20 protein-coding genes and 1 other RNA gene are annotated in these 20,089 nt (G+C 69.0%); 3 read left to right on the forward strand and 18 right to left on the reverse strand.

Going from position 1 to position 20,089, the window contains the following annotated elements; translation table 11 throughout:
- The first annotated feature begins 131 nt into the window (after positions 1-131).
- Positions 132-794, forward strand: coding sequence for a VOC family protein (locus ABF401_RS13925; protein WP_353510167.1), 663 nt, complete (start codon positions 132-134; stop codon positions 792-794).
- Here the strand turns inward: ABF401_RS13925 and eda are convergent.
- From eda to ABF401_RS13970, 9 genes are read right to left on the reverse strand one after another with little or no spacing between them, the layout of a single operon-like run.
- Positions 764-1,414: a bifunctional 4-hydroxy-2-oxoglutarate aldolase/2-dehydro-3-deoxy-phosphogluconate aldolase gene (gene eda, locus ABF401_RS13930; protein ID WP_353510168.1), complete on the reverse strand. Its 651-nt coding sequence runs from the start codon at positions 1,412-1,414 to the stop codon at positions 764-766. The two genes, ABF401_RS13925 and eda, sit on opposite strands and share 31 nt — an antisense overlap.
- On the reverse strand, positions 1,404-2,633 hold the full coding sequence (manD, locus tag ABF401_RS13935) for a D-mannonate dehydratase ManD (RefSeq protein WP_353510169.1): 1,230 nt from the start codon (positions 2,631-2,633) through the stop codon (positions 1,404-1,406). The genes eda and manD overlap by 11 nt, the downstream gene beginning before the upstream one ends.
- Positions 2,630-4,165: a UxaA family hydrolase gene (locus ABF401_RS13940; protein WP_353510170.1), complete on the reverse strand. Its 1,536-nt coding sequence runs from the start codon at positions 4,163-4,165 to the stop codon at positions 2,630-2,632. The genes manD and ABF401_RS13940 overlap by 4 nt, the downstream gene beginning before the upstream one ends.
- Positions 4,162-5,121 carry a PfkB family carbohydrate kinase gene (locus ABF401_RS13945; RefSeq protein WP_353510171.1) on the reverse strand — a complete coding sequence of 320 codons (960 nt, stop codon included), beginning with the start codon at positions 5,119-5,121 and terminating at the stop codon, positions 4,162-4,164. Before ABF401_RS13945 ends, ABF401_RS13940 begins: the two co-directional genes overlap by 4 nt.
- Positions 5,122-5,158: 37 nt before the next feature.
- A complete protein-coding gene (locus tag ABF401_RS13950) occupies positions 5,159-6,055 on the reverse strand; it encodes an ABC transporter permease (protein WP_353510172.1) in 897 nt (298 codons plus the stop codon).
- Entirely contained in the window at positions 6,052-6,972 is a 921-nt protein-coding gene (locus ABF401_RS13955) for an ABC transporter permease (protein WP_353510173.1), read from the reverse strand. The genes ABF401_RS13950 and ABF401_RS13955 overlap by 4 nt, the downstream gene beginning before the upstream one ends.
- A complete protein-coding gene (locus tag ABF401_RS13960; protein WP_353510174.1) occupies positions 6,969-8,126 on the reverse strand; it encodes an ABC transporter ATP-binding protein in 1,158 nt (385 codons plus the stop codon). Before ABF401_RS13960 ends, ABF401_RS13955 begins: the two co-directional genes overlap by 4 nt.
- Positions 8,123-9,352, reverse strand: a complete 1,230-nt coding sequence (locus tag ABF401_RS13965) for an ABC transporter substrate-binding protein (protein ID WP_353510175.1) — start codon at positions 9,350-9,352, stop codon at positions 8,123-8,125. Before ABF401_RS13965 ends, ABF401_RS13960 begins: the two co-directional genes overlap by 4 nt.
- 17 nt (positions 9,353-9,369) lie before the next feature.
- Positions 9,370-10,398: a LacI family DNA-binding transcriptional regulator gene (locus tag ABF401_RS13970; protein ID WP_353510176.1), complete on the reverse strand. Its 1,029-nt coding sequence runs from the start codon at positions 10,396-10,398 to the stop codon at positions 9,370-9,372.
- A 264-nt stretch (positions 10,399-10,662) separates the two neighbouring features.
- Here ABF401_RS13970 and uxaC point away from each other — a divergent pair, with 264 nt between their 5' ends.
- Positions 10,663-12,108 carry a glucuronate isomerase gene (uxaC, locus tag ABF401_RS13975; protein ID WP_353510177.1) on the forward strand — a complete coding sequence of 482 codons (1,446 nt, stop codon included), beginning with the start codon at positions 10,663-10,665 and terminating at the stop codon, positions 12,106-12,108.
- Between the two features lie 30 nt (positions 12,109-12,138).
- Here uxaC and ABF401_RS13980 read toward each other — a convergent pair whose 3' ends face one another.
- From ABF401_RS13980 to rnpB, 9 genes are all read right to left on the reverse strand, one after another.
- The gene (locus ABF401_RS13980) at positions 12,139-12,279 is read right to left on the reverse strand and encodes a hypothetical protein (RefSeq protein ID WP_353510178.1); all 141 of its coding nucleotides are present in this window, start codon (positions 12,277-12,279) and stop codon (positions 12,139-12,141) included.
- Positions 12,280-12,285: 6 nt separating this feature from the next.
- Entirely contained in the window at positions 12,286-12,525 is a 240-nt protein-coding gene (locus ABF401_RS13985) for a hypothetical protein (RefSeq protein ID WP_353510179.1), read from the reverse strand.
- A 38-nt stretch (positions 12,526-12,563) separates the two neighbouring features.
- Positions 12,564-13,946 (reverse strand): M1 family metallopeptidase, encoded by a 1,383-nt coding sequence (locus tag ABF401_RS13990; protein WP_353510180.1) that lies wholly within the window; start codon positions 13,944-13,946, stop codon positions 12,564-12,566.
- A 239-nt stretch (positions 13,947-14,185) separates the two neighbouring features.
- A complete protein-coding gene (locus ABF401_RS13995) occupies positions 14,186-14,791 on the reverse strand; it encodes a response regulator transcription factor (protein ID WP_353510181.1) in 606 nt (201 codons plus the stop codon).
- Positions 14,788-15,915: a histidine kinase gene (locus tag ABF401_RS14000; RefSeq protein ID WP_353510182.1), complete on the reverse strand. Its 1,128-nt coding sequence runs from the start codon at positions 15,913-15,915 to the stop codon at positions 14,788-14,790. Before ABF401_RS14000 ends, ABF401_RS13995 begins: the two co-directional genes overlap by 4 nt.
- Positions 15,916-15,928: 13 nt before the next feature.
- Positions 15,929-16,759 carry an ABC transporter permease gene (locus tag ABF401_RS14005; RefSeq protein WP_353510183.1) on the reverse strand — a complete coding sequence of 277 codons (831 nt, stop codon included), beginning with the start codon at positions 16,757-16,759 and terminating at the stop codon, positions 15,929-15,931.
- The gene (locus ABF401_RS14010) at positions 16,756-17,694 is read right to left on the reverse strand and encodes an ABC transporter ATP-binding protein (RefSeq protein WP_353510184.1); all 939 of its coding nucleotides are present in this window, start codon (positions 17,692-17,694) and stop codon (positions 16,756-16,758) included. The genes ABF401_RS14005 and ABF401_RS14010 overlap by 4 nt, the downstream gene beginning before the upstream one ends.
- A gap of 202 nt (positions 17,695-17,896) precedes the next feature.
- Entirely contained in the window at positions 17,897-18,586 is a 690-nt protein-coding gene (locus tag ABF401_RS14015; RefSeq protein WP_353510185.1) for a DUF981 domain-containing protein, read from the reverse strand.
- A gap of 198 nt (positions 18,587-18,784) precedes the next feature.
- Positions 18,785-19,154: RNase P RNA component class A (gene rnpB, locus ABF401_RS14020), an RNA gene on the reverse strand.
- Between the two features lie 169 nt (positions 19,155-19,323).
- On the opposite strand from rnpB, the gene ABF401_RS14025 reads away from it, so the two are divergent.
- On the forward strand, positions 19,324-20,082 hold the full coding sequence (locus tag ABF401_RS14025) for a hypothetical protein (RefSeq protein ID WP_353510186.1): 759 nt from the start codon (positions 19,324-19,326) through the stop codon (positions 20,080-20,082).
- Positions 20,083-20,089: the final 7 nt, after the last annotated feature.

Below are 20,089 nucleotides of genomic sequence, written 5' to 3' on the forward strand. Positions count from 1 at the left end.
GACCCTATGACCATCGGCCTGGAAGGGTCTTGACGAGCCGCCAGAGCGATTGGTCCACGGAGGCACGTGACTGAGCTCAGCGGCATACGGCATCGTGGTCATCGCAACGGTGCAGCGCTGGGAGGCATGCGATGAGCGAGGCGGGCTGGAAGGCGTTCGTCACCGCGGACGGCGTCGCTGACTGGGTCGTGCTCCATGGCGGCCCGACGGCAGCGTTCCGCACGGCATCGATCCGCGAGGCAGCGCAGCTCGCGGCAGCCATCGCCGAGGTGCCGGGCCTCGACGAGGCCCAGTCCGTCCTGACCGTCACCGACCGGCACGTCTCCGTGCGGCTCACCCGCGACCTCTGGGGACTCGAGCCGGGGCACGTCGACCTGGCTCGGGCGGTCTCGGCCGTCGCCCGCGGGCAAGGTGCCCGTGCTGACCGCGCCGCGGTGCAGGAGGTCCAGTTCGCGATCGCCGCCCAGCCCCAAGCGATCGACGTGCCGTTCTGGCGGGCAGTCCTCGGCTACCGGCCCCTTGCCGACGACGCCGGGACGGACCCGCTTGGGCACAGCTCGACGGTCTGGCTCCAGGAGCTCGACCCGGCCAAGTCCCTGCGGCACGCGATGCACGTGGACGTGTCCGTCGCGCGCGAGCGGGTGGCCGCGCGGGTCGAGGCCGCACTCGCTGCTGGAGGCACCGTCGTCGACCAGTCCGCTCAGCACTGGACCCTGTCCGACCGTGCCGGCAACCGCGTGTGCGTCACCGCCTGGCCGGACGGCTATCCCGACCCGACCAACCCGGCGGCCTGAAAGCCGGCCACCGCGCGGGCCAGGCCCGTGATGCGCCCCCAGTCCCCCGCCGCCATCGCCGACGGCGGCGCCACCCATGACCCACCGACACAGGGAACATTGGGCAGGGCAAGGTACTGCGCAGCGTTGTCCGCGGACACGCCCCCTGTGGGACAGAAGCGGAGCTCGGGCAACGGCCCCGCGATGGACGCGAGGTACGGCGCACCCCCGCTTGCGGCGGCAGGAAAGAACTTCATGAACAGGAGCCCTCGCTCGGCGAGCGCCATCATCTCGGTCACCGTGCTCGCTCCCGGCAGGAGCGGCACCCCTGAGGCCAGTGCCGCGTCGAGCAGCCCGGGGGGCGAGCCGGGCAGGACGATGAACGACGCACCGACCTCGATGACCTCGTCGACGTGCTCGGGCGTGGTGACGCTTCCTGCCCCGACGAGGACGTCGGGTACCTCCGCTGCCACCCGCTCGATCGCCTCGAGCGCTGCCGGGGTCCGGAGGGTCACCTCCATGACGCGGACCCCGCCGGCGGCCAGGGCACGGGCCAGCGGCACGGCGTCTGCTGCGTCGTCGACGACGACGACCGGCACGACGGGACCGACCTCGTAGAGCGGGTGGCCGTCACCAGTCATGGATCGTCCCGTCCCTGAGACGGCTGAAGGGCAGGTAGGCGGTCTGATAGGGGAACCCAGCCGCAGCCTTCTCGTCGAGCTCGACCCCGAGCCCTGGCTCGTCGCCGGGGTGGAGATAGCCATCCCGGAACGTGAACGTCTGTCGGAAGACCTCGTTGGTGCGCTCGTTGTGCGGCATGTACTCCTGGATGCCGAAGTTGTGGATGGCCAGGTCGAGGTGGAGCGCCGCCGCCATCCCGACCGGGGAGATGTCGGTTGCCCCGTGCATTCCCGACTTGACCTGGTACTGGGCGGCGAAGTCGACCAGCTTGCGCATCGGGGTGATCCCGCCAGCGTGGGTCACCGACGAGCGGACGTAGTCGATGAGCTGCTCGCGGATCAGGGTCTGGTAGTCCCAGACGGTGTTGAACACCTCCCCGATTGCCAGGGGTGTGATGGTGTGCTGACGCACCAGCCGCAGGGCCTCCTGGTTCTCCGCGGGGGTGCAGTCCTCCAGCCAGAAGAGGTCGTACGGTTCCAGCGCCTTGCCCAGTCGGGCGGCCTCTATGGGCGTCATCCGGTGGTGGCCGTCGTGCAGGAGCGGTAGCTCCGGGCCGAACTCATTGCGGACCGCCTCGAACACGCCCGGGATGTGTCGAAGGTAAGCCCTTGTGTCCCAGTCCTCTTCGGCCGGGAGCGAGCCGCGCTGGGCCGGTTCGTAGTGGCCGTCACCTTCCCGGCTGGCGGGCGCTGCAGGGACGCCGTAGACGGCGTTGAGGCTGGGCACTGACGTCTGGACCCGGATGGCCCGGAACCCCACGTCAAGGTGGTGGCGGATCGAGTCGAACAGCTGGTGTTGGTCCTGCCCGGAAGCGTGCCCGTAGGCCAGGATCCCCTTCCGCGACGCGCCGCCGAGCAGCTGGTAGAGCGGCATCCCGGCAGCCTTGGCCTTGAGGTCCCACAGAGCCGTGTCGACGGCCGAGATGGCGGACATGGTGACCGGGCCGCGCCGCCAATAGGCGGATCGGTAGAGGAACTGCCACGTGTCCTCGATGTTTCGCGCGTCGCGCCCGAGGAGCAGCGGGACGACGTGGTCTCCGAGGTAGGACGCAACGGACAGCTCTCGCCCGTTGAGAGTCGCATCGCCGAGGCCGGTCAGCCCGTCCTCGGTGGTCACCTTCAGGGTGACGAAGTTGCGGCCCGGGCTCGTGACGAGCACATCTGCGGCGACGATCTTCACAGCACCGCACCGAGCTGCCACGGGACGAACTCCTCGCCGCCCAGACCGAGTTCCTCGCTGAACGTCCGTCGCCCGGACGCCGTGTCGAGCAGGAGGTCGTACACGCGCGCGCCCATCTCCTCGAGCGAGACACCCTCCTCGACGACACCCGAGCAGTCGAGGTCGATGTCGCCTGCCATCCGCATGGCCAGACTGGAGTTGGTGGCGAGCTTGACGGTCGGCACCGGACGACTGCCGAACACCGAGCCTCGGCCGGTGGTGAAACAGATGAGGTTCGCGCCGCCGGCAACCATGCCCGTGACCGACACCGGGTCGTAGCCGGGGGTGTCCATGAAGACGAATCCGGGGCGCGGGATCGGCTCGGCGTACCCGCAGACTGCGGCCAGCGGGCTGTGGCCGCCCTTGGCGACAGCGCCGAGCGACTTCTCGAGAATGGTGGTGATGCCGCCCTCCTTGTTACCGGGTGACGGGTTGCCGTCCAGCGTGGTGCCCTGTGACGTGGTGTACTGCTCCCACCAGTCGATGCGGTCGAGCAGCGCCTGGCCGATCTCGGGCCGGACTGCTCGCTCTGCCAGCATCTGCTCGGCGCCGTACACCTCAGGGGTCTCGCCCAGCACGCTGGTCCCGCCCGCCGCGACGAGCAGATCGCTCGCCACCCCGAGGGCAGGGTTGGCCGTGAGGCCGGAGAACGCGTCCGATCCGCCGCACTGCAGGCCGAGGACGAGGTGCTCGACGCCGACCTCTTCGCGGCCGGTGCCGCACAGGTCGTGAGCCATCCCGCGGACCAACGTCTCGCCCCGGGCGATCGCGGCGGCCGTCCCGCCCGCGTCCTGGATCGTGAACGACTCGACCGGGACCTCGCCCTCGAGGCCCAGGTCGGCCATGAGCGCGCTGACGGCGTTCACCTCGCAGCCCAGGCCGAGGACCACCAGGGCGCCGATGTTTGGGTGACGGGCGTAGCCGCGCAGCGTGCGTTGGAGGACGTCCCAGCCCTCGCCCCGGCTGGCCAGGCCGCATCCGGTCCCATGGGTGAGGGCCACGACCCCGTCGACGCCCTGGTCATGGAGCGCCGCCACCTCGTCCTCGGTGCGGCGCACGACCTGGCGGGCGACCGTCGCGGAGCAGTTGACCGTCGTCAGGACGCCGATGTAGTTGCGGGTGGCGATGGCCCCGGACGGGCGACGGATCCCGGCGAAGGTGCGGCGCAGCTGCTCTGGGACGGTGGGAAGGCCGTGGGGCGAGACGCCGCCAGAGGCGAGCGCCGAAGGTCCCTCAGGCATCGACAGGTTGTGGACGTGGACGTGGTCACCGGCTCGGATGTCAGCAGTTGCCACCCCGATCACGTGGCCGTACTTGCGAACGAAGGTGCCCACAGGGATGTCGTGAAGAGCCACCTTGTGGCCTCCGGGGATGCCGGCGGGGACCGTCAGGGTGTCGCCATCGGGGGCGCCAACGGTCGCACCTGGCTCGAAGCCGTCGCGGGCGATGGCGACGTCGTCGCCTTCGGTCAGCCGTAGCAGGTGGTCACTCATTGGGGTCTCAGCTCCTCAACCGGCCGCGCGGCGGCCAGTGCTGATCGTGTTTCGGTGAAGGTGGGCACTCGGCCGGTGCCGCCCTGCCCACCGACGGACAACGCGGCGGCCGCAGTGGCAAGAGCGACGGCGTCGAGCAGCGGGTCGCCCAAGGCGAGCCGCGCGGCGAGGGTGCCGGCAAGGCAGTCGCCGGCTCCGGTCTGGTCCACGACGACGGGGGCCGGAACGCCGGGCACTGCAGTGACGGACCCGTCGGCCGCCACAACTGCACCATCCGGCCCACACGTGAGAACCACGGCGCCCGGGCCAAGGGCGGCGAATGCGGAGAGGGCCTCATCGAGGCTGGCGTCGGCCGCCAGCCCGAGCAGGTGACGGGCCTCGTCGGGCCACGACGGCGTGACGACGTCGGCGAGTGGTGCGAGCCGCTGCAGCATGCCGGCGGCCGCGGAGGGGGTCGTCAGCCTCGGACGGAAGTTCGGGTCATAGACGAACCTGCGGGCAACCTCGGCCGCCCGGACGACCGCGGCCGACATCGTGTCGGACACAGCGCAGGCGACCCCGCTGGAAAGGACGACGCCGGCGGATTCCAGACAGCGCTCGTCAAGGTCCGTCATGGCAAGCCGGGACGCGGCGCTGCCCTCGCGCACATAGGTGAACTGCCGGGCGCCGAACGGGTCGGCGTGGCTGAGGTACACGCCGTGCTGCCCGGACGCGCGGATGATCGACGACGTGTCGACGCCGAGCTCAGCCACCCGCTGCACCAGCTGGTCGCCGAGCTCGTCGTCGGGCACGCGCGTGACGAGCGCGGCATGGGCACCTGCCGCAGCAGCGGCGGCCGCCGCGTTCAAGGCGTCACCAGAGAATCCGAGGCGCAGGGTGGCGCCATCGATGAGCGGTTCCCGCGACGACAGCTCGACGAGGACCTCACCGAGGACGACGACATCCGGTGCGCTCATGGCCCACCCCACAGCCGTCCGCCCCGGCCGGTGACGCTCACGGTTGGGGCTCCTCCTTGACCTGTGCCACGAGCTGCGTCGGGTTGACGAAGCGGAGGGCGATGACGAGCAGCACCATCATCACTCCCGTGTAGATCACGGCCATCGAGTCGACCGACTGCTGCGCCCGGATGCCGGCAGCATTCATCGAGTTGAAGAGTGCGACGACGAGGGTGTTGGAATCCGGTCCCGCGGTGAGGAAGGTGAGCTCGAACATCCCCACGGTGCGGACCAGGACGAGAATTGACGCAGCGAGGATGCCCGGGACGAGCAGCGGCGCGAGAATCCGCGTGAACACCGAGAGGGTGCGTGCGCCGGACATGCGGGCCGCCTTCTCGATGGTCGGGTCGATCTGCTCGATGAACGGGGTCATCGTGAGGATGACGAAGGGCACACAGGGCACGAGGTTGGCGAGGATGACGCCGGTGATGTTGCCGGCGAGGTTGAACTTGTAGAGCACGGTCGCCAGCGGGATGCCGTAGGTGATCGGGGGCATCATGATCGGCAGCAGGAACGCGAGGTAGACCAGGCGCTTGCCAGGGAAGTTGCGCCGCGCCAGGACATAGCTGGCCGGCACCCCGATGAGCACCGACAGGAGGACCACCGCCGCGGCCACCTCGAGGGTGACGATGACGACCTGGAAGAGGTCGAACTCGGTCCACGCCTGGGTGTACCACTGGGTCGTCCAGCCCTCCGGGAGCCACGTCCCGAACCAGCGGGTGCCGAACGAGTTGACGACAACCGAGCCGACGATGCCCAACAGGAACACCATGAACAGGGCCACGGCGCCCCAGACCAGCCAGGCCCCGGGGCTCGCGACGATGCGACGGCGGCCATCGGTGGCTGGTGGGGTCTCCGGCGCCCTGGTGGTCTGCCGGGTGGTAACGGTGGTCATGCGCCCTTACCTCCTGTGGACCCGACGTAGAAGCGACTGCGCCACAGCAGAACCAGCGCGATGACGGCCAGCTCGACGGCACCCATGATCATGGCGATCGCCGACGCGAACGGGTAGTCGTACTGCTCATACGCTGCTTGGTAGGCGGCGATCGAGATCACCCGGGTCTCGCCGGTCGGGTTGCCGACGATGATCGCGGAGGGGAACACGCTGAAGGCCAGGACAAAGGCGAGGCAGAAGGTGGTCGCGAGCCCGGGAGCGAGCAGCGGCAGGGTGATCCGACGGAACCTGGCTCTCCAGTCGGCTCCGAGGGTGGCGGCCGCGCGTTCGAGACTGGGATCGATGCCGGACAGGTAGGACAGGATCAGCAGGAACGCGAACGGGAATCCGGTGATGACCAGCGAGAAGAACACGCCCCAGTAGTTGTTGATCAGGCGCAGCGGCTCATCGACGAGCCCAGCGCTCGTCAGTGTCCGGTTGAGCCAACCCGCCGGTCCCAGGAAGTTGAGCAGCCCTTGGGCCGTGAGCACGGTACCGAGGGTGATGGGGATGACGAGCAGCGTCGTGACAAGCCTCTTGCCCCGGAAGCGGCCGCGCATGCGGTATGCGATGGGCACCGAGGCCAGCACATTGAAGAGGGCTGCGGGGATCGCCAGGCGAAGGGTCTTCCAGATGGTGTCTCGCTGGAAGGCGTCGGTGAAGAACCGTTGGTAGTCCGCGAACGGACTGCCGCCCTTGGCCGGCTGGAAGGACAGGCCGAGCCCGTAGAGGAAGGGATAGATGAACAGGCCGATGACGAAGACGATCGCTGGCACGAGCAGCAGCAGCTGACTGTCGATGCCGCGCTCCGCGAGTCGGTGACGCGCACTGAGTCGGTGGTGCTGGTCCTGCTGACCGGTGGCGGATGACGCACTCACGACGGACTCCGACTGTCGACCAGTGCGGACGCGTCGGCATCGGAGGCGACCAGCGTCGTCGCCTCCGGTAGTGGCTCGTCGCCCTGCGCGAACACGAGCAGGCGAGCTGGGTCGACCGTGAAGGTGCGAGAGTCCCCCGGCGCGAGGCGGTGTCCGGTGCGGATGTGCAGGCGGAACCCCTCGCGAGTGCGGGCCTCGACTGCCAGTTCCCTCCCTTGGTACTCGACCACTTCGACGTCGGCGTGCAGCTCGTTCACACCGGCACCGTCCGAGGCCACGACGACGTCCTCGGGGCGGACGCCGACGACGACGGTGTCTCCGACGGCGATGTCGGCGACCGGAGTCGCGGTGAGGCGCCGACCTGCCCCCTCGACAACGGCCCTCCGGCCCGAGGCCTCCACGACCCGCATGGACAGCAGGTTCCGGAAGCCCATGAAGTCCGCGACGTGCCAGTTGGCGGGCGTCGTGTGCAGCTCCTCGGGCGCTCCGATCTGCTGGACCTTGCCGTTGCGCAACACGACGAGGCGGTCGGCCATGGACAGGGCCTCCTCCTGGTCGTGGGTCACGTACACCGTGGTAAGCCCCAGGCTCTGGTGCAGACGTCGGATCTCGGTGCGCATCTCGAGGCGGAGCTTGGCGTCGAGGTTGGACAGGGGCTCGTCCATCAGGACGAGCGAGGGCTCGAGGACGACCGCTCGGGCGATTGCGACGCGCTGCTGCTGTCCGCCGGAGAGCTGACCCGGGAGCTTGCCGGCATGCTCGTCGAGCTGGACCAGCCGAACCGCCTCCTCCGTGCGGCGAGCGACCTCCGCCTTGGGGAGGCGGCGCATCTCCAGCCCGAACGAGATGTTCTTGCGAACGCTCATGTGCGGGAACAGGGCGTAGTTCTGGAACACCATGCCGAACCCGCGGCGCTCGGGTGGCAGCGTGTCGACCCGAGTCTGGTCCTGCCAGATGCTGCCCGCGGTGAGCGGAAGCAGCCCGGCCAGACAGTTGAGCGCCGTCGACTTGCCACAGCCGGACGGCCCGAGCAGGGCGATGAACTCGCCCGCCCGGATCGTCAGGTTGAGGTCCTGGAGGGCGTCCTGGCCGCCGAACTTGCGGCCGACGCCCTCCAGTCGGAGCTCAGCGAACTCCTGTGGCTTGCTCGTCACTGTTGCTGCACCTTCGACCCACCGACCTCTCGGTCCCACTTGTCGAAGGCCGCGACCATCGCCTTGTTGTCGAGCGGAACCTCCTTGGGGTTGTTCTCGATGAGGGCGTCGTACTCCGGACGGCCGAACTTGGCGATCGTGTCCTGGCTCTTCTGCGGGGCCATCGACAGCGTCACGTCCTTCACGGCGGGGCCGGGGTAGAAGTAGCCGTCGTCGTAGGCCTTTGCCTGCTGCTCCTTGGTGAGCATGAACTGGATGAGCTGCAGCACGGCGGCCTGCTGGTCGGTCGAAGCACCCTTGGGGATGACGGCGTAGTGGGCGTCAGTCACCCAGTGGAAGCCCTCAAGCGTGCTGACCTTCGCCGACTCGGGCACCGTGCCGAGCGCTCGCGGGTTGATGTCCCAGCCGGTCGTCGATGCGATGACGTTGACCGTGCCGTTGGCGAGGTCCTTCATGGTCTGCGTGGTACCCGTTGGGTAGTTGTTGATGTACTGCCCGAGGTCCTTGAGGTAGGCCCAGGTCTTGTCCCAGCCGTTGATCGGGTCCTTGGGGTCCTTGTCCCCGAGGATGTAGGGCAGTCCCATGAGGAAGGTCCGCCCCGGTCCCGAGTTGGCGGGGCGTGCGTACTCGACCTTGCCGGGATTGGCCTTGGCGTAGGCGAGCAGCTCCTCGGCGCTCTTCGGCGGGTTGGTCACCTTGTCGGGCATGTACTCCAGCAGGGGCCCGGAGGGGTAGTACGTCACCGTGACGCCAAAGTTGCCGGCGAGTTCCTGCATCTTGGCGGCCGGCTCGAGATAGGTGGACATGTTGGAGAGCCGGTCTGCGTGGGTGGGCAGGATCTGCTGCCACAGTCCCTGCTCCGCGCCGGCCGACAGGCCGTCGGTGCCGGTCAGGACCAGCCCGATGTCAACCCGCCCGGCACCCTGCTGCGCCTTGATCTTCCCGACGAGGTCAGGGGCGGGTGCCTTGGAGTAGGTCACCTTGGAGATCACGTCGGAGTGCTGCTTGACGAAGTCGTCGATCATTCCCTGGGTCAGCTGGAGGTTGCCCGCCACGTCGAGCACGTTGAGCACAACCGGCTGGGACGGCTTGTCCGGGACCTCGCCGGTGGGGTTTCCACCCCCTTGCGTCGGCGCGCTCGGGGCTCCGCAGGCTGCCAGGCCGACAGTGAGCAGGCCCGCGACCAGCGCAGTGGTGGGGAAAGTGACGCGCTTGGGGAGGCGCATGTGGAGTGTCCCTTCTTCTAGCGGTGCGCGCTCGGGCGCCCTGCGGACGGGTGTTGCTTCTCTTGGGGGGCAGGCCCGGTGGTCTGCCGAATGAGCAGTTCGGTGGGCAGCTCGTGAATGAACGTGGCCGGTGCGGCCGGGTCGGCCAGGAGCTGGATGAGCAGGTCGACCGATCGGCGGCCGGCCCGCTCCTTCGGGAGGCTCAGCGTGGTGAGCGCAGGATGAACCATGTGCGACATCTGGATGTTGTCGATGCCGACCACGCTCAGGCCGCCCGGGACGTCAATGCCGCGTTGACGCATGGTGTTGAGCAGCCCGAGGGCGATGAGGTCGTTGTAGGCGATGACAGCCGTGACCCCGGCGATGAGCACGCCCTCGGCGGCCTCGGCTCCGCCCTCGAAGGTCGGCGCGAAGTTGCCCAGCTCGACCACCTCGACATTCGACGCGCCGGAGGCTGCCATGAGGCCCCGCAGGCGCTCCCTCGAGGACCAGCTCGAGCGGGGACCGGCGATGAAGCCGATCTGCCGGTGACCCAGCCGGGCAAGGTGTTCGACGACCTGCCGCATCCCATCCGCATTGTCGACGGCGACGGACGGGATGGAGCCGGACTTGCGGTTGACCAGGACGACGGGAGTCAACCCGGCCGCCTCCCGCAGCTCGGACGATCGCATGCGCGGGGAGCACAGAATGATCCCGTCGACCTGCTTGGCCAGGGAGCGGACGAGGCCGAGCTCGGCGCCGGGGTCCTCGTCGGTGTCCGCGACGAAGACCTGGTAGTCGCTCTCGTGGGCCTGACTCTGGATCCCCTTGACGACGGAGGGGAAGAACGGGTTGGCGAGGTCGGGCAGGATCAGCCCGATGTTGCCCGTGCGGCCGGTGATGAGGCCACGGGCTGCCCGGTTCGGCCGGTAGCCGAGATGGTCGGCGATGCGCAGGACCCGCTCCCTGGTGGCCGCGTCGACGATGTCGGGCGTCGACAGCGCCCGTGAGACGGTGGACGGGGACACGCCTGCGGCCTTCGCCACGTCGCGGATGGTGACCGCCATGCCGCGCCTCCCTCGTCATCGAGTCGGTGTTCGTCCTGCAGTCTGAAACCGATTGCAGGACCATGTCAATGGCGTTGGCGAAATTTCTCAGATGGGACAAGAGCAGACGGTGACCTGTGTAAGTCATTGAGCCCCAGTCTGATCAGCACACCATTGCAGGCCGAGTGGTCTTGCGTGGACCGCAACTCGCGTGCAACCCTTTTCATCACCTGCTCCCCCTTGACGCTGTGGAGTGGAGCTCGACGTCGTCAAAGGAGCCGTCTCATGCCGTCCCCGCTCGTCCTGCACCCTGATCGAGCGTTGCCCTCCGACGAGCGACAGCGCCCGATCGCACGGGCGATCTACGAGCAGACGAAGGACCTCCCGTTGGTCTGCATGCACGGCCATGTCGAGGCATCCGTCTTCGCGGACAACTCGCCCTTCCCTGACCCGGCCAGCCTGCTCATCACCCCTGACCACTACGTCACGCGGATGCTCGTCTCGCAGGGCGTCCGCCTGGAGGACCTCGGGGTGGCGAGGAACGACGGGGCCCCGGTGCAGCGGGACCCGAGAGCCATCTGGCGCCTGCTCTGTGAGAACTGGCACCTGTTCCGGGGAACCCCGTCCCGGTACTGGCTCGAGCACGAGCTGGTCGAGGTCTTCGGAGCCACCGAGCAGCCCTCAGCCGAGACCGCGGACAGCCTCTACGACGCTGTCGCCGCGCGCATTGCCGAGCCGGACTTCCGCCCGCAGCAGCTCCTGGACCGGTTCCGCATCGAGGTCCTGTCGACCACCGACCCGGCCACCGCCACGCTGGAGCACCATCAGCGCCTGGCCGAGCAGGGCCTCGGCGATCGCATCATCCCGACCTTCCGCCCTGACGCGGTCGTCCACCTCGACCGGCCGATGTGGCGGCAGAACGTGACGACCCTTGGGGAGCGCGCCGACGAGGACACCTCGACCTATCCCGGTTACCTGGCCGCCCTTCGGCTCCGTCGCCAGGCCTTCATCGAGGCGGGTGGACTCGCGACCGACCACGGCCACCTCACCCCGGACACCACCCCCTTGCCCGAGCCCGAGGCAAGCCAGATCTTCGCTCGCGCCTGGTCAGGCCACGTGTCACCCGAGGATGCCGCCGCGTTCGCCGCGCACATGGTGCACGTCATGGCGGGCATGTCCCGAGACGACGGACTGGTCATGCAGCTGCACCCCGGCGTGCTGCGCAACCACCACGGGCGCACCCACAGCACGTTCGGGGCGGACAAGGGCTTCGACATACCGGTGGCCACTGAGTTCACGCGAGGCCTCCAGCCGCTGTTGGAGGACTACGGTCATGCCCCCGGCTTCCGGATCATCCTCTTCACCGTTGACGAGACGGTGTACAGCCGAGAGCTGGCTCCGATCGCCGGCGCCTACCCGTCGGTCCGCCTGGGCGCCCCGTGGTGGTTCCTCGACAGCCCGGACGGCATGCGCCGCTTCCGCGAACTGGCCACTGAGACAGCGGGTTTCTACAACACCTCCGGCTTCGTCGACGACACTCGCGCCTTCGCCTCCATCCCGGCCAGACATGACCTCGCTCGCCGGATCGATGCCGGCCACCTCGCCCGGCTCGTGGCAGAACACCGTCTCAACGACGACGAGGCGGTCCAGACCGCAGTCGATCTGGCGTACACCCTTCCCAAGCAGTCATATGCCCGGAGCACTACCCTGTCGCCCGCGATGAACGTGTAGTCCCTGCAGCAGGTGGAGCCGACACGCGTGTCAGGCGGCCCGGACGTCGACGGAGGGCACCCGCAGGACCTCGCCGACGGTGGAGAACTGCCCTCGGTCGAAGAGCAGGGGCTCTCCCTCCCCGGCGGAGTCGGCCTGGGCTACCGGAGAACGAGAGGGCTTGAGCCGCAAGGCTATTCAGGCTGGAGGGGCTGGGTCCTCACCGTTGGCCACGGCCTCGACCCAGTCGACGGCGGCGTCGGACAGGTGGAGGCCGTCCGGCCCCTGCTCCCCCACCCACGAGGCATCGCTCGTCGGTTCGCCTCCGACGCCCGTGATCTCCTGGAGAACCTCGGCGGGGAGTGGCTCGCCGTTGTGCTCGGTCAGCCAACGTTGTGTCTCCGGACTGAGCCGGGGCCACCACTGCTCGATCGACATATGCCAAACCTCCCAGGAGTCGTCGGAGCGAAGCCGCCCTAGAGGCCAGGCGGTTTGCCCGGCTGGAAGAGCCACATGTCGAAGAACTGGCGCAGGTCCTGCCCGCTCACCTGCTCTGCGAGGGCGATGAAGTCCGCTGTGGTGACGGTGCCGTACCGATTCTCGGCATACCAGGTGCGCAGCAGGTCGGTGAACCGTGCATCGCCGATCCGTTCGCGCAGCGCCTGCAGCGTCATGCCACCTCGCTGGTAGATCGTGCCGTCGAAGAGGTGCTGGGCATCCCCGGGGTTGCCCGGCGGTGGGTTCCAGAACGAGGTCTGCTGTGCAGGCGTGTTGGCCAGCTGCTTGAACCGCTGGGCCGCGGACTTGCCACCCTGCCGCTCGGTCCAGATCCACTCCGACCACGTCGCGAACCCTTCGTGGAGCCAGATGTCCGGCCACGTGCCGACTGTGACGGCGTCGCCGAACCACATGTGCGACAGCTCGTGGAGCAGGGTGACCTCGTCGGGCGCGTCGTCGAACACCGGCTTGGTCTGGGTCTCCAGCGAGTAGCCGAGCTCGGGAGCATCGTCGACAATCGCACCGACGGTCTCGAAGGGGTAGGACCCGTAGAGGTTCTCGAGGAAGGTCACCATCTCGGGCAGCTTGCGCAGGACCGCGGATGCCGAGGACGCCTGCCTGGGGTCGACGGCGACGTAGGTCGGTATCCCGCTCGGGGTCGTGCCAGTCGTGACGTCGAACCGGCCCAGGGTGATGGTCGCCAGGTAGGGCGCCATCGGGCGGCTCTCACGCCAGGTGAAGGTGGTCCGCCCGTTCGCCGTCCGCTGGCTCTGCAGCGAGCCGTTGCCCACCGCGGTGAGCCCGGACGGGACGGTCATGCGGACCGTGAACGTCGCCTTGTCCCGTGGTGTGTCGTTGGCCGGGTACCAGGCGGGTGAGCCCTGCGGCTCTCCGACGACCGCAGCGCCGTCGGACGTGTAGACCCAGCCCTCACTCGAGCCGTCCGGATCGGTGACCGTCTGAGGCTGGCCGGCGTATGGCACGACCACGGTGAAGGCATCACCGCTGCGCAGGGCGTGCGACGGCGTGATCATGAGCTCCTGGCCGTCCCGCGCGACCGACGCCACGTCCCCGTTGACCCTCACCGTGCCGACGTCGAACCCGCGCAGGTCGAGGTCGAACCGGCTGAGGTCCTGGGTCGCGCGGATCTGGAGCGTGGCCCTGCCGGAGAGCTGGCGGCTCGGCGGGTCGTAGGCGAGGTCGAGGCTGTAGTTCGTGACGTCGATGCCGCCATTGCCCGCGAGCGGGAAGAAGGGGTCTCCGACGCCGGGCGAGCCGATCGTGCCCGCGGCCAGTGCAGGAGCCGCCATCGCCACCAGGGACAGCGCGGCGATGGTGGCGGCCTTGCTTCCTCTCCCCATGCCCACTCCCCTCGCAGTAGGGACGACGCTAGTCCTCGCCAGGAATCCCGAGCAAGAGTGCACCTTCGACGATGACCAGCTGCCCACACCGCAGGCAGAAACGGGCGTATGCCGCTGAGCTGGCTGCCGCTTGCTGGTGCAGTTCGCGAGCGGCTGGCAAGGGGTGAGCGCGAGCCGGCTCAGCGGCATACGACTCGATCTGGTGACGCCGTCCGGGGATGCCGCAGACCGGATGCGGCTCAGAGCCAGCCGCGCTCACGGGCCAGCCGGGCTGCGGCGGTACGGTTGGGTGCAGCCAGCTTGCGCATGGCCTCGGAGAGGTAGTTGCGCACGGTTCCCTCGGAGAGGTGCAGACTGGCCGAGATCTCGGCGTTGCCCATCCCGTCCCCTGCCAGGCGGAGCACCTGACGCTCCCGCTCGGTGAGCGGGTCGGGCTCGCCCCATGCGTCCGCGGCGAGGGCAGGGTCGACTGCCCGTCCCCCGCCGTGGACGGTGCGGATGGCGGCGGCCAGCGTCGACGAGGGAGCGTCCTTGAGCAGGTAGCCGCCGACCCCGGCGTCCAGGGCGCGACGCAGGTAGCCGGAGCGGGCGAACGTGGTGAGGATGACGACCCGGGTCGGTAGGCCGCGGCGCCGAATCTCGGCGGCCAGGTCCAGGCCCGTGCGACCTGGCATCTCGATGTCGGTGACCAGGACGTCCGGGCGAAGTGAGCCCACGAGCCGCAGCGCGTCGTCGCCGTCGACGGCGGTGCCGACGACGTCGAGGTCCGGCTCGAGACCGAGCAGCGTGCCCAGCGCCCCGAGGACCATGCGCTGGTCCTCGGCGAGCAGGACCGAGATGCTCATTGCTCGGCTGTGGCGGTCGGCACCGCCGGGTCGAGAGCCGTGCGGGGCAGCCGCACGAGAACGCGGGTGCCGGGTCTGGCGCTGCCAGCAGGTCCCGTCTGCAGGTCGACCTGCCCGCCCAGGGCAGTGATCCGTTCCCGCATGCCCGACAGGCCGGACCCGTCGCGTCCACTCGCTCCGCGCCCGTCATCGGTGACTTCGAGCTCGACCTCGTCGGCCGTGGCGCAGGCCCGGATGGTGGTCCGGCGGGCATCGGCGTGCCGGACCACGTTGGTCACCGCCTCGCGCATGGCGAGGGCGAGGGCAGCCTCGTGCTCAGCCGGAAGGACCGGCAGATCAAGGGCGGCGTCGGCGTCGACTCCTGCAGCTGCCAACGCGCGCCGCGAGTTGACCAGCTCGGCGCCCAGTCCCTTCGCCCGGTACCCGGCAACGGCGGTGCGTACCTCGCCCAGCGCGGTGCGGGCCGTCTGCTCCACCTCGCGCATCTCCTGACCGGACCGGTCGGGGTCGGCCGGCAAGATCCGAGAGGCGAGCTCGGCCTTCAACACGATCACCGACAGGGTCTGGCCGAGCAGGTCGTGCAGGTCACGTGCAATGCGTTCCCGCTCCGCGATCGTGGCCAGCCGCTCGATCTCCTCGTTCGCCCGCCGCAGTTGCGCCTGGGTGCGGGCGCGTTCGGCGGCGATGATCCCGGATGCCCCGGCCACGAGGACCAGCACGACGATGGGGGCCACAGCGAGGAGTCGCCACGGCATGGGAGTCGAGGAGACCAGGAAGGTCAGTCCGGCGAGCCCGGCCAGCACGGCGACCGTCATGACGGCCCGTCTGATCGGCGACAGACGTCCGGCGAAGGCCGCGGCGTAGACGATGAACACGCCCGCTGCGGCATTGACGAGGGTTCCCACGACTCCGAGCCCAGCCATCGCGGCCAGCAGGACAGTCAGGCGTCGCTGGTCCCGCTCGGCCAGCCCGGCCCGGTAGAGGGGCAGGAAGGCCGCGACCATCACGGCGGTCGCCACCCAGTCCACGGCAGTGGTGTCCGGGTCGAACATCGGCTGGAACACCAGCGCGATGAGGTACACGAGCCACACGTAGGGGGCGTAGCGGGTGATGCGCTCGTTCACCTCGGCCCTCGTCTCATCCGTAGGTGCGTCCCTCGTCGCGCCGGAAACCCCAGGCCGCCACGAGCAGGAACACCACGGTGAACGCCAGCACCGCCCCGGCATGCGCTGCAGGTGAGCCGCCCTCGGAGGCTCCGATCGTACCCAAGGCCAGCTGGACGAAGTGGTACGGCGGCAAGAACGGCGCGACCGACTGCACCAGCTCGGGAAGCTGGGCGATCGGGATCCACAGCCCGGACGCGAACGCCATCGGCAGCCAGGCGAGGTTGAGCACCGCCGGCGCCGAGTTCGGGCCGACCAGGTAGCCGAATGCCAGTCCCATCGCCGAGAACGGCAACGCACCGGCAACGAGCGCCAGCCCCAGGACCACCCACTGGGCCAGTCCGAGGCGGACGCCTCCGAGGAGGGCGCCGAGGGCGAACATGGCCAGCACGATGATGGTGGCGATGGCGAGACTCATCAGCACCTTGGCGACGAAGTACGCCAACGGCGGCATGGGCGCGACCCGCTTGAGCCTCATCCAGCCCTGCCCCCGCTCGACGGCCACCGAGACGCCGAACCCGAACAGCGCCGCTCCGATCACGCCGAACGCTCCGTAGGTGACGAGCATGTAGGTGGTGACCCCTACTCCACCGGCCTGCTCCCCCGCGAAGGCGATCCCGAAGATGACGTAGAACATCAGCGGAAGAGCGATCGTGCTGGCCGCGAAGATCGGTATCCGGACCAGCTTGAGGAACTCCTGCCGGGCCTCGGTGCCATACACCTTGACCGCCCGGCGACGCGAGTAACGCTGTGGCACCGATGAATTCCGCTGGGTCGGTGCGGTCGTTGTGGTCGTGGCGCTCATGCTGCCACCTCCATCCGGTTGGTCAAGGTGAGGAACGCGTCCTCCAGGGTGGGTTCGGTGACCGTCAGTCCGGTGACCGACTGGTCCCGTGCCAGCAGCTGCCGCACCACCGGCTCCGCCTCGCTCACGAGCAGCTCCAGCCGGGAACCGTCGTGCACCGCGTGGTGAACCGCAGCCCACCGGGACGCCTCCGCGGCCGTCACCGTGGACTCCGCGCTGATTCGCCGACCGGGCACGAGGGACTTCACCTGCGACGGGCTGCCCTCGGCGATCACCCGGCCCTGGTTCAGCACGACGATCCGATCGGCCAGGGCGTCGGCCTCCTCAAGGTAGTGCGTGGTCAGGACCACCCCGCGGCCCGAGCCGGCCAGCTCACGCAGGGTCGCCCACAGCGTGCGCCGCGCCTCCGCGTCCAGCCCAGTGGTCGGCTCGTCCACGAACACCAGCCCGGGATCGCCGCACAGCGCGATGGCGAAGAGAACTCGACGTTGCTGGCCGCCGGACAGGGTCCCGAAGAGTCGATTCTCGAGGCCCTGCAGGCCGGCCGCCGTCACTACTGATGCGACGGGGAGCGGCGCCGGGTAGTAGCCGCGGAACGCAGTCAACAGTTCCCGCACACGCAGCGTGTCAGGGACCCCAGACGACTGCAGCATCACGCCGATCCGCTGGCGCGCCGCCAGATCCCGCGGGTCCCTCCCGAACAGGCGCGCCATGCCGCTGGTCGGCCTGCTCAGTCCCGTCAGCATGCTGAGGGCGGTCGTCTTACCGGCGCCGTTCGGGCCCAAGACGGCCAGCAGTTCCCCTGCCCGCACCGTCAGGTCGACATCGACAAGAGCACGGACAGCCGCTGCGCCCGTCCCGAACGTCTTGGACGCTCCGCGAAGCTCGGCCAGGACGACGTCCGGCGAGGCCGTGTCAGTGAGTTGGTCTGTCATGGCACCAACGCTCCCCGACACACCACGCGCCCCGTAGTGCCGTCGATCACCAGATCCAGATGACAAACGTCAGACTCACGGGAGCAACGAGTTGGCTCACCGCGTGAAGCAGGCGCTGGGCCCGGAACGACGAGAGCCCCGGCGTGGCCGGGGCTCCATCGCGTTCAGGTTCTCCGCTGTCATCGTCGACGGGTGGGAGGGATCACCACTTGTACATCGTCCCGTGTTCGATGTTGTAGTACATGCCGATGTGGGTGTAGAAGTTCATCGCGCCGAAGAGCAGGAACACTGCACCGCCCACGACCCAGGCCCAGACGGCCCACCGCAGGAGTTGGTGCCGGTCCGTCAGCAGCGCGATCGCGAAGAGCAGCGCGCCGAGTGCGACGATTCCCCAGAGTCCGCCGAGGAAGAGCGCCTCGAGGATGGGCAGGTGGCCGAAGCGACCGCTGATCGGCTCCTCCGGTGGGGCAGCGCCCAGCTGGAAGCGGACAAAGGTGATTGCGAGGACCGCCATCCCGAGGCCCAGCGCGCCGACGAAGATGCCGACCGGCTTGAGCGCCCTGAGGGCGGTTGCGTTGGCCTCATCCACCTCCCCTGCGAAGAGCGTCCGGTGGCGCCACAGGTACACGGCCGCGAACACCAGAAGCGCGCCGAAGCCAGCGGCCGGTTGGCCGAAGGCGACGTTGGCGTACTCAAAGCCCTCGCCTCCGAAGGGCCAGGTCACCGTGGTGTGCAGGCCCAACGCCAACAGCAGCACGCCGGTGACTCCGAAGAACGCCGCCCAGCCCTCGCTCTCCACGCGTTTGCCACCCGTCAGTTGCGCGAGGAACCACGCAAAGCCCAATAATCCTGCGCCCGCTGTGACTGCAACCAGCTCGTTGTAGACGACCATGCCGTCCGCTCTCCTTCACCCGATGCGGAAACGCGTCCGAATCAGTAGTTGAATGATCAAGTACTTCATCTGTAACGCATCGGCGCCCGGTTCATTCCCGACTCCGGCAAGGCCTCCGTGGCGGCGGAGCAAGACGTCACGCGCTCTCGGCGGGCTGTGTCGCTGCGGTGGCGAGTGCGAGAGTCGTCGAGCGTGGAGTGGATGAGTCGGCCGGTACGCCGGGTTCTGTTCCGCGTCCTCGTTGCCGGTGACGCGGCGACGGCCATCCATCTCGGCCGGCCATTGCTGACCGGCTCCAGCGCCCTACCCGCGCACTCGACCGGGCCGGTCTCGAACGTGCGCTGTCTGGGCTTGCTCCGGGTGGGGTTTACCGAGCCACGCCAGTCACCTGGCGTGCTGGTGGTCTCTTACACCACCGTTTCACCCTTACCTGCACGAAGCAGGCGGTTTGCTTTCTGTGGCACTGTCCCGCGGGTCACCCCGGGTGGCTGTTGGCCACCACCCTGCCCTGTGGAGCCCGGACGTTCCTCGGCAGGATTCCTCCTGACGCGACCGCCTGGCCGACTCATCCGCCCCCAATCATAGATGCCGTATGCCGCTGGGCTCGCACCGCGCCCACCCGACCTCGGCGACCGGCTGAGTCGGCGTGACGCTGATCACAGCGGGGCAGGGGAGTCAACCAGGGACGGGCCTCGTTGGTCTTCTTCGAGACCGTCGATACGCAACCGAACCAGGACATGACCGAGCAACTGCAGACCGAGACCGTCCCATCCGCCCCCAGAGCGAAGTTGCTCGACCTCTCCCTCACCCAGCTCATCGCCGGGTCCTTTGCTGCCGCCACCGCGGCCTTTCTCGGCTCGCGTGTCGGTTGGGTCGGCACGGTGACCGGGGCCGGCATTGGGTCCGTCGTGAGCGCGATCGCAGCGAGCCTCTACACGGCCTCGATGACCCACGCCCGCGAGGCCGTACTCCGGCAGAAGCTGCACACTCGACGAGATCAGCCGAGTGTGCAGAACGTGCTGGCATCCGATTCGTCGAATGTGCACTTCGCGCCTGCCTCCCCCTCGTCGAGTGTGCAGAACGCGCCCGTCCGAACGCCTCGTCGCCTTCTCGCAACCGCCGGCATCCTCTTCGCCCTGGCCGGCGCCTTCCTCACCGGACTCCAGCTGGCGACCGGCGCAGACGTGACCGGGACCTCCCTCGGTAGACCACCGTCGGACAGCCGGGTCGAGCCGGAGGAAGGCGTCGGTCTCAAGGACCCGCAGACCACGCCCTCGACCGAGTCCGCGGCGACGCCGGAGCCGACCAGCCCGACGAATCGCGAGGCGCCCGCAGCGGAGCCGGCAGCTGGATCCGGGATCACCGCACCGTCGGGCGATCCGAGCCCCGCCGTCCCCACACCGACGGAGACGGCCTCCCCGGACCCAGCCACCCCGGGAAGTGCGACGCCGACCCAGCCGACCAACCCCGTGACCCCGACGACGCCAGCCGGCTGAGCGGCAT

The sequence above is a fragment of the Intrasporangium sp. genome (genome assembly GCF_040414665.1).
GTDB lineage: Bacteria > Actinomycetota > Actinomycetes > Actinomycetales > Dermatophilaceae > Intrasporangium.

Coding starts and splice junctions, on each gene's coding strand:
- ABF401_RS13950 (WP_353510172.1), bottom strand. CDS start 6,055: ATGACCACCGTTACCACCCGGCAGACCACCAGGGCGCCGGAGACCCCA.
- ABF401_RS14025 (WP_353510186.1), top strand. CDS start 19,324: ATGACCGAGCAACTGCAGACCGAGACCGTCCCATCCGCCCCCAGAGCG.
- ABF401_RS14015 (WP_353510185.1), bottom strand. CDS start 18,586: ATGGTCGTCTACAACGAGCTGGTTGCAGTCACAGCGGGCGCAGGATTA.
- uxaC (WP_353510177.1), top strand. CDS start 10,663: ATGCCGTCCCCGCTCGTCCTGCACCCTGATCGAGCGTTGCCCTCCGAC.
- ABF401_RS13945 (WP_353510171.1), bottom strand. CDS start 5,121: ATGAGCGCACCGGATGTCGTCGTCCTCGGTGAGGTCCTCGTCGAGCTG.
- ABF401_RS13925 (WP_353510167.1), top strand. CDS start 132: ATGAGCGAGGCGGGCTGGAAGGCGTTCGTCACCGCGGACGGCGTCGCT.
- ABF401_RS14010 (WP_353510184.1), bottom strand. CDS start 17,694: ATGACAGACCAACTCACTGACACGGCCTCGCCGGACGTCGTCCTGGCC.
- ABF401_RS13990 (WP_353510180.1), bottom strand. CDS start 13,946: ATGGGGAGAGGAAGCAAGGCCGCCACCATCGCCGCGCTGTCCCTGGTG.
- ABF401_RS13985 (WP_353510179.1), bottom strand. CDS start 12,525: ATGTCGATCGAGCAGTGGTGGCCCCGGCTCAGTCCGGAGACACAACGT.
- eda (WP_353510168.1), bottom strand. CDS start 1,414: ATGACTGGTGACGGCCACCCGCTCTACGAGGTCGGTCCCGTCGTGCCG.
- ABF401_RS13965 (WP_353510175.1), bottom strand. CDS start 9,352: ATGCGCCTCCCCAAGCGCGTCACTTTCCCCACCACTGCGCTGGTCGCG.
- ABF401_RS13940 (WP_353510170.1), bottom strand. CDS start 4,165: ATGAGTGACCACCTGCTACGGCTGACCGAAGGCGACGACGTCGCCATC.
- ABF401_RS14005 (WP_353510183.1), bottom strand. CDS start 16,759: ATGAGCGCCACGACCACAACGACCGCACCGACCCAGCGGAATTCATCG.
- ABF401_RS13995 (WP_353510181.1), bottom strand. CDS start 14,791: ATGAGCATCTCGGTCCTGCTCGCCGAGGACCAGCGCATGGTCCTCGGG.
- ABF401_RS13970 (WP_353510176.1), bottom strand. CDS start 10,398: ATGGCGGTCACCATCCGCGACGTGGCGAAGGCCGCAGGCGTGTCCCCG.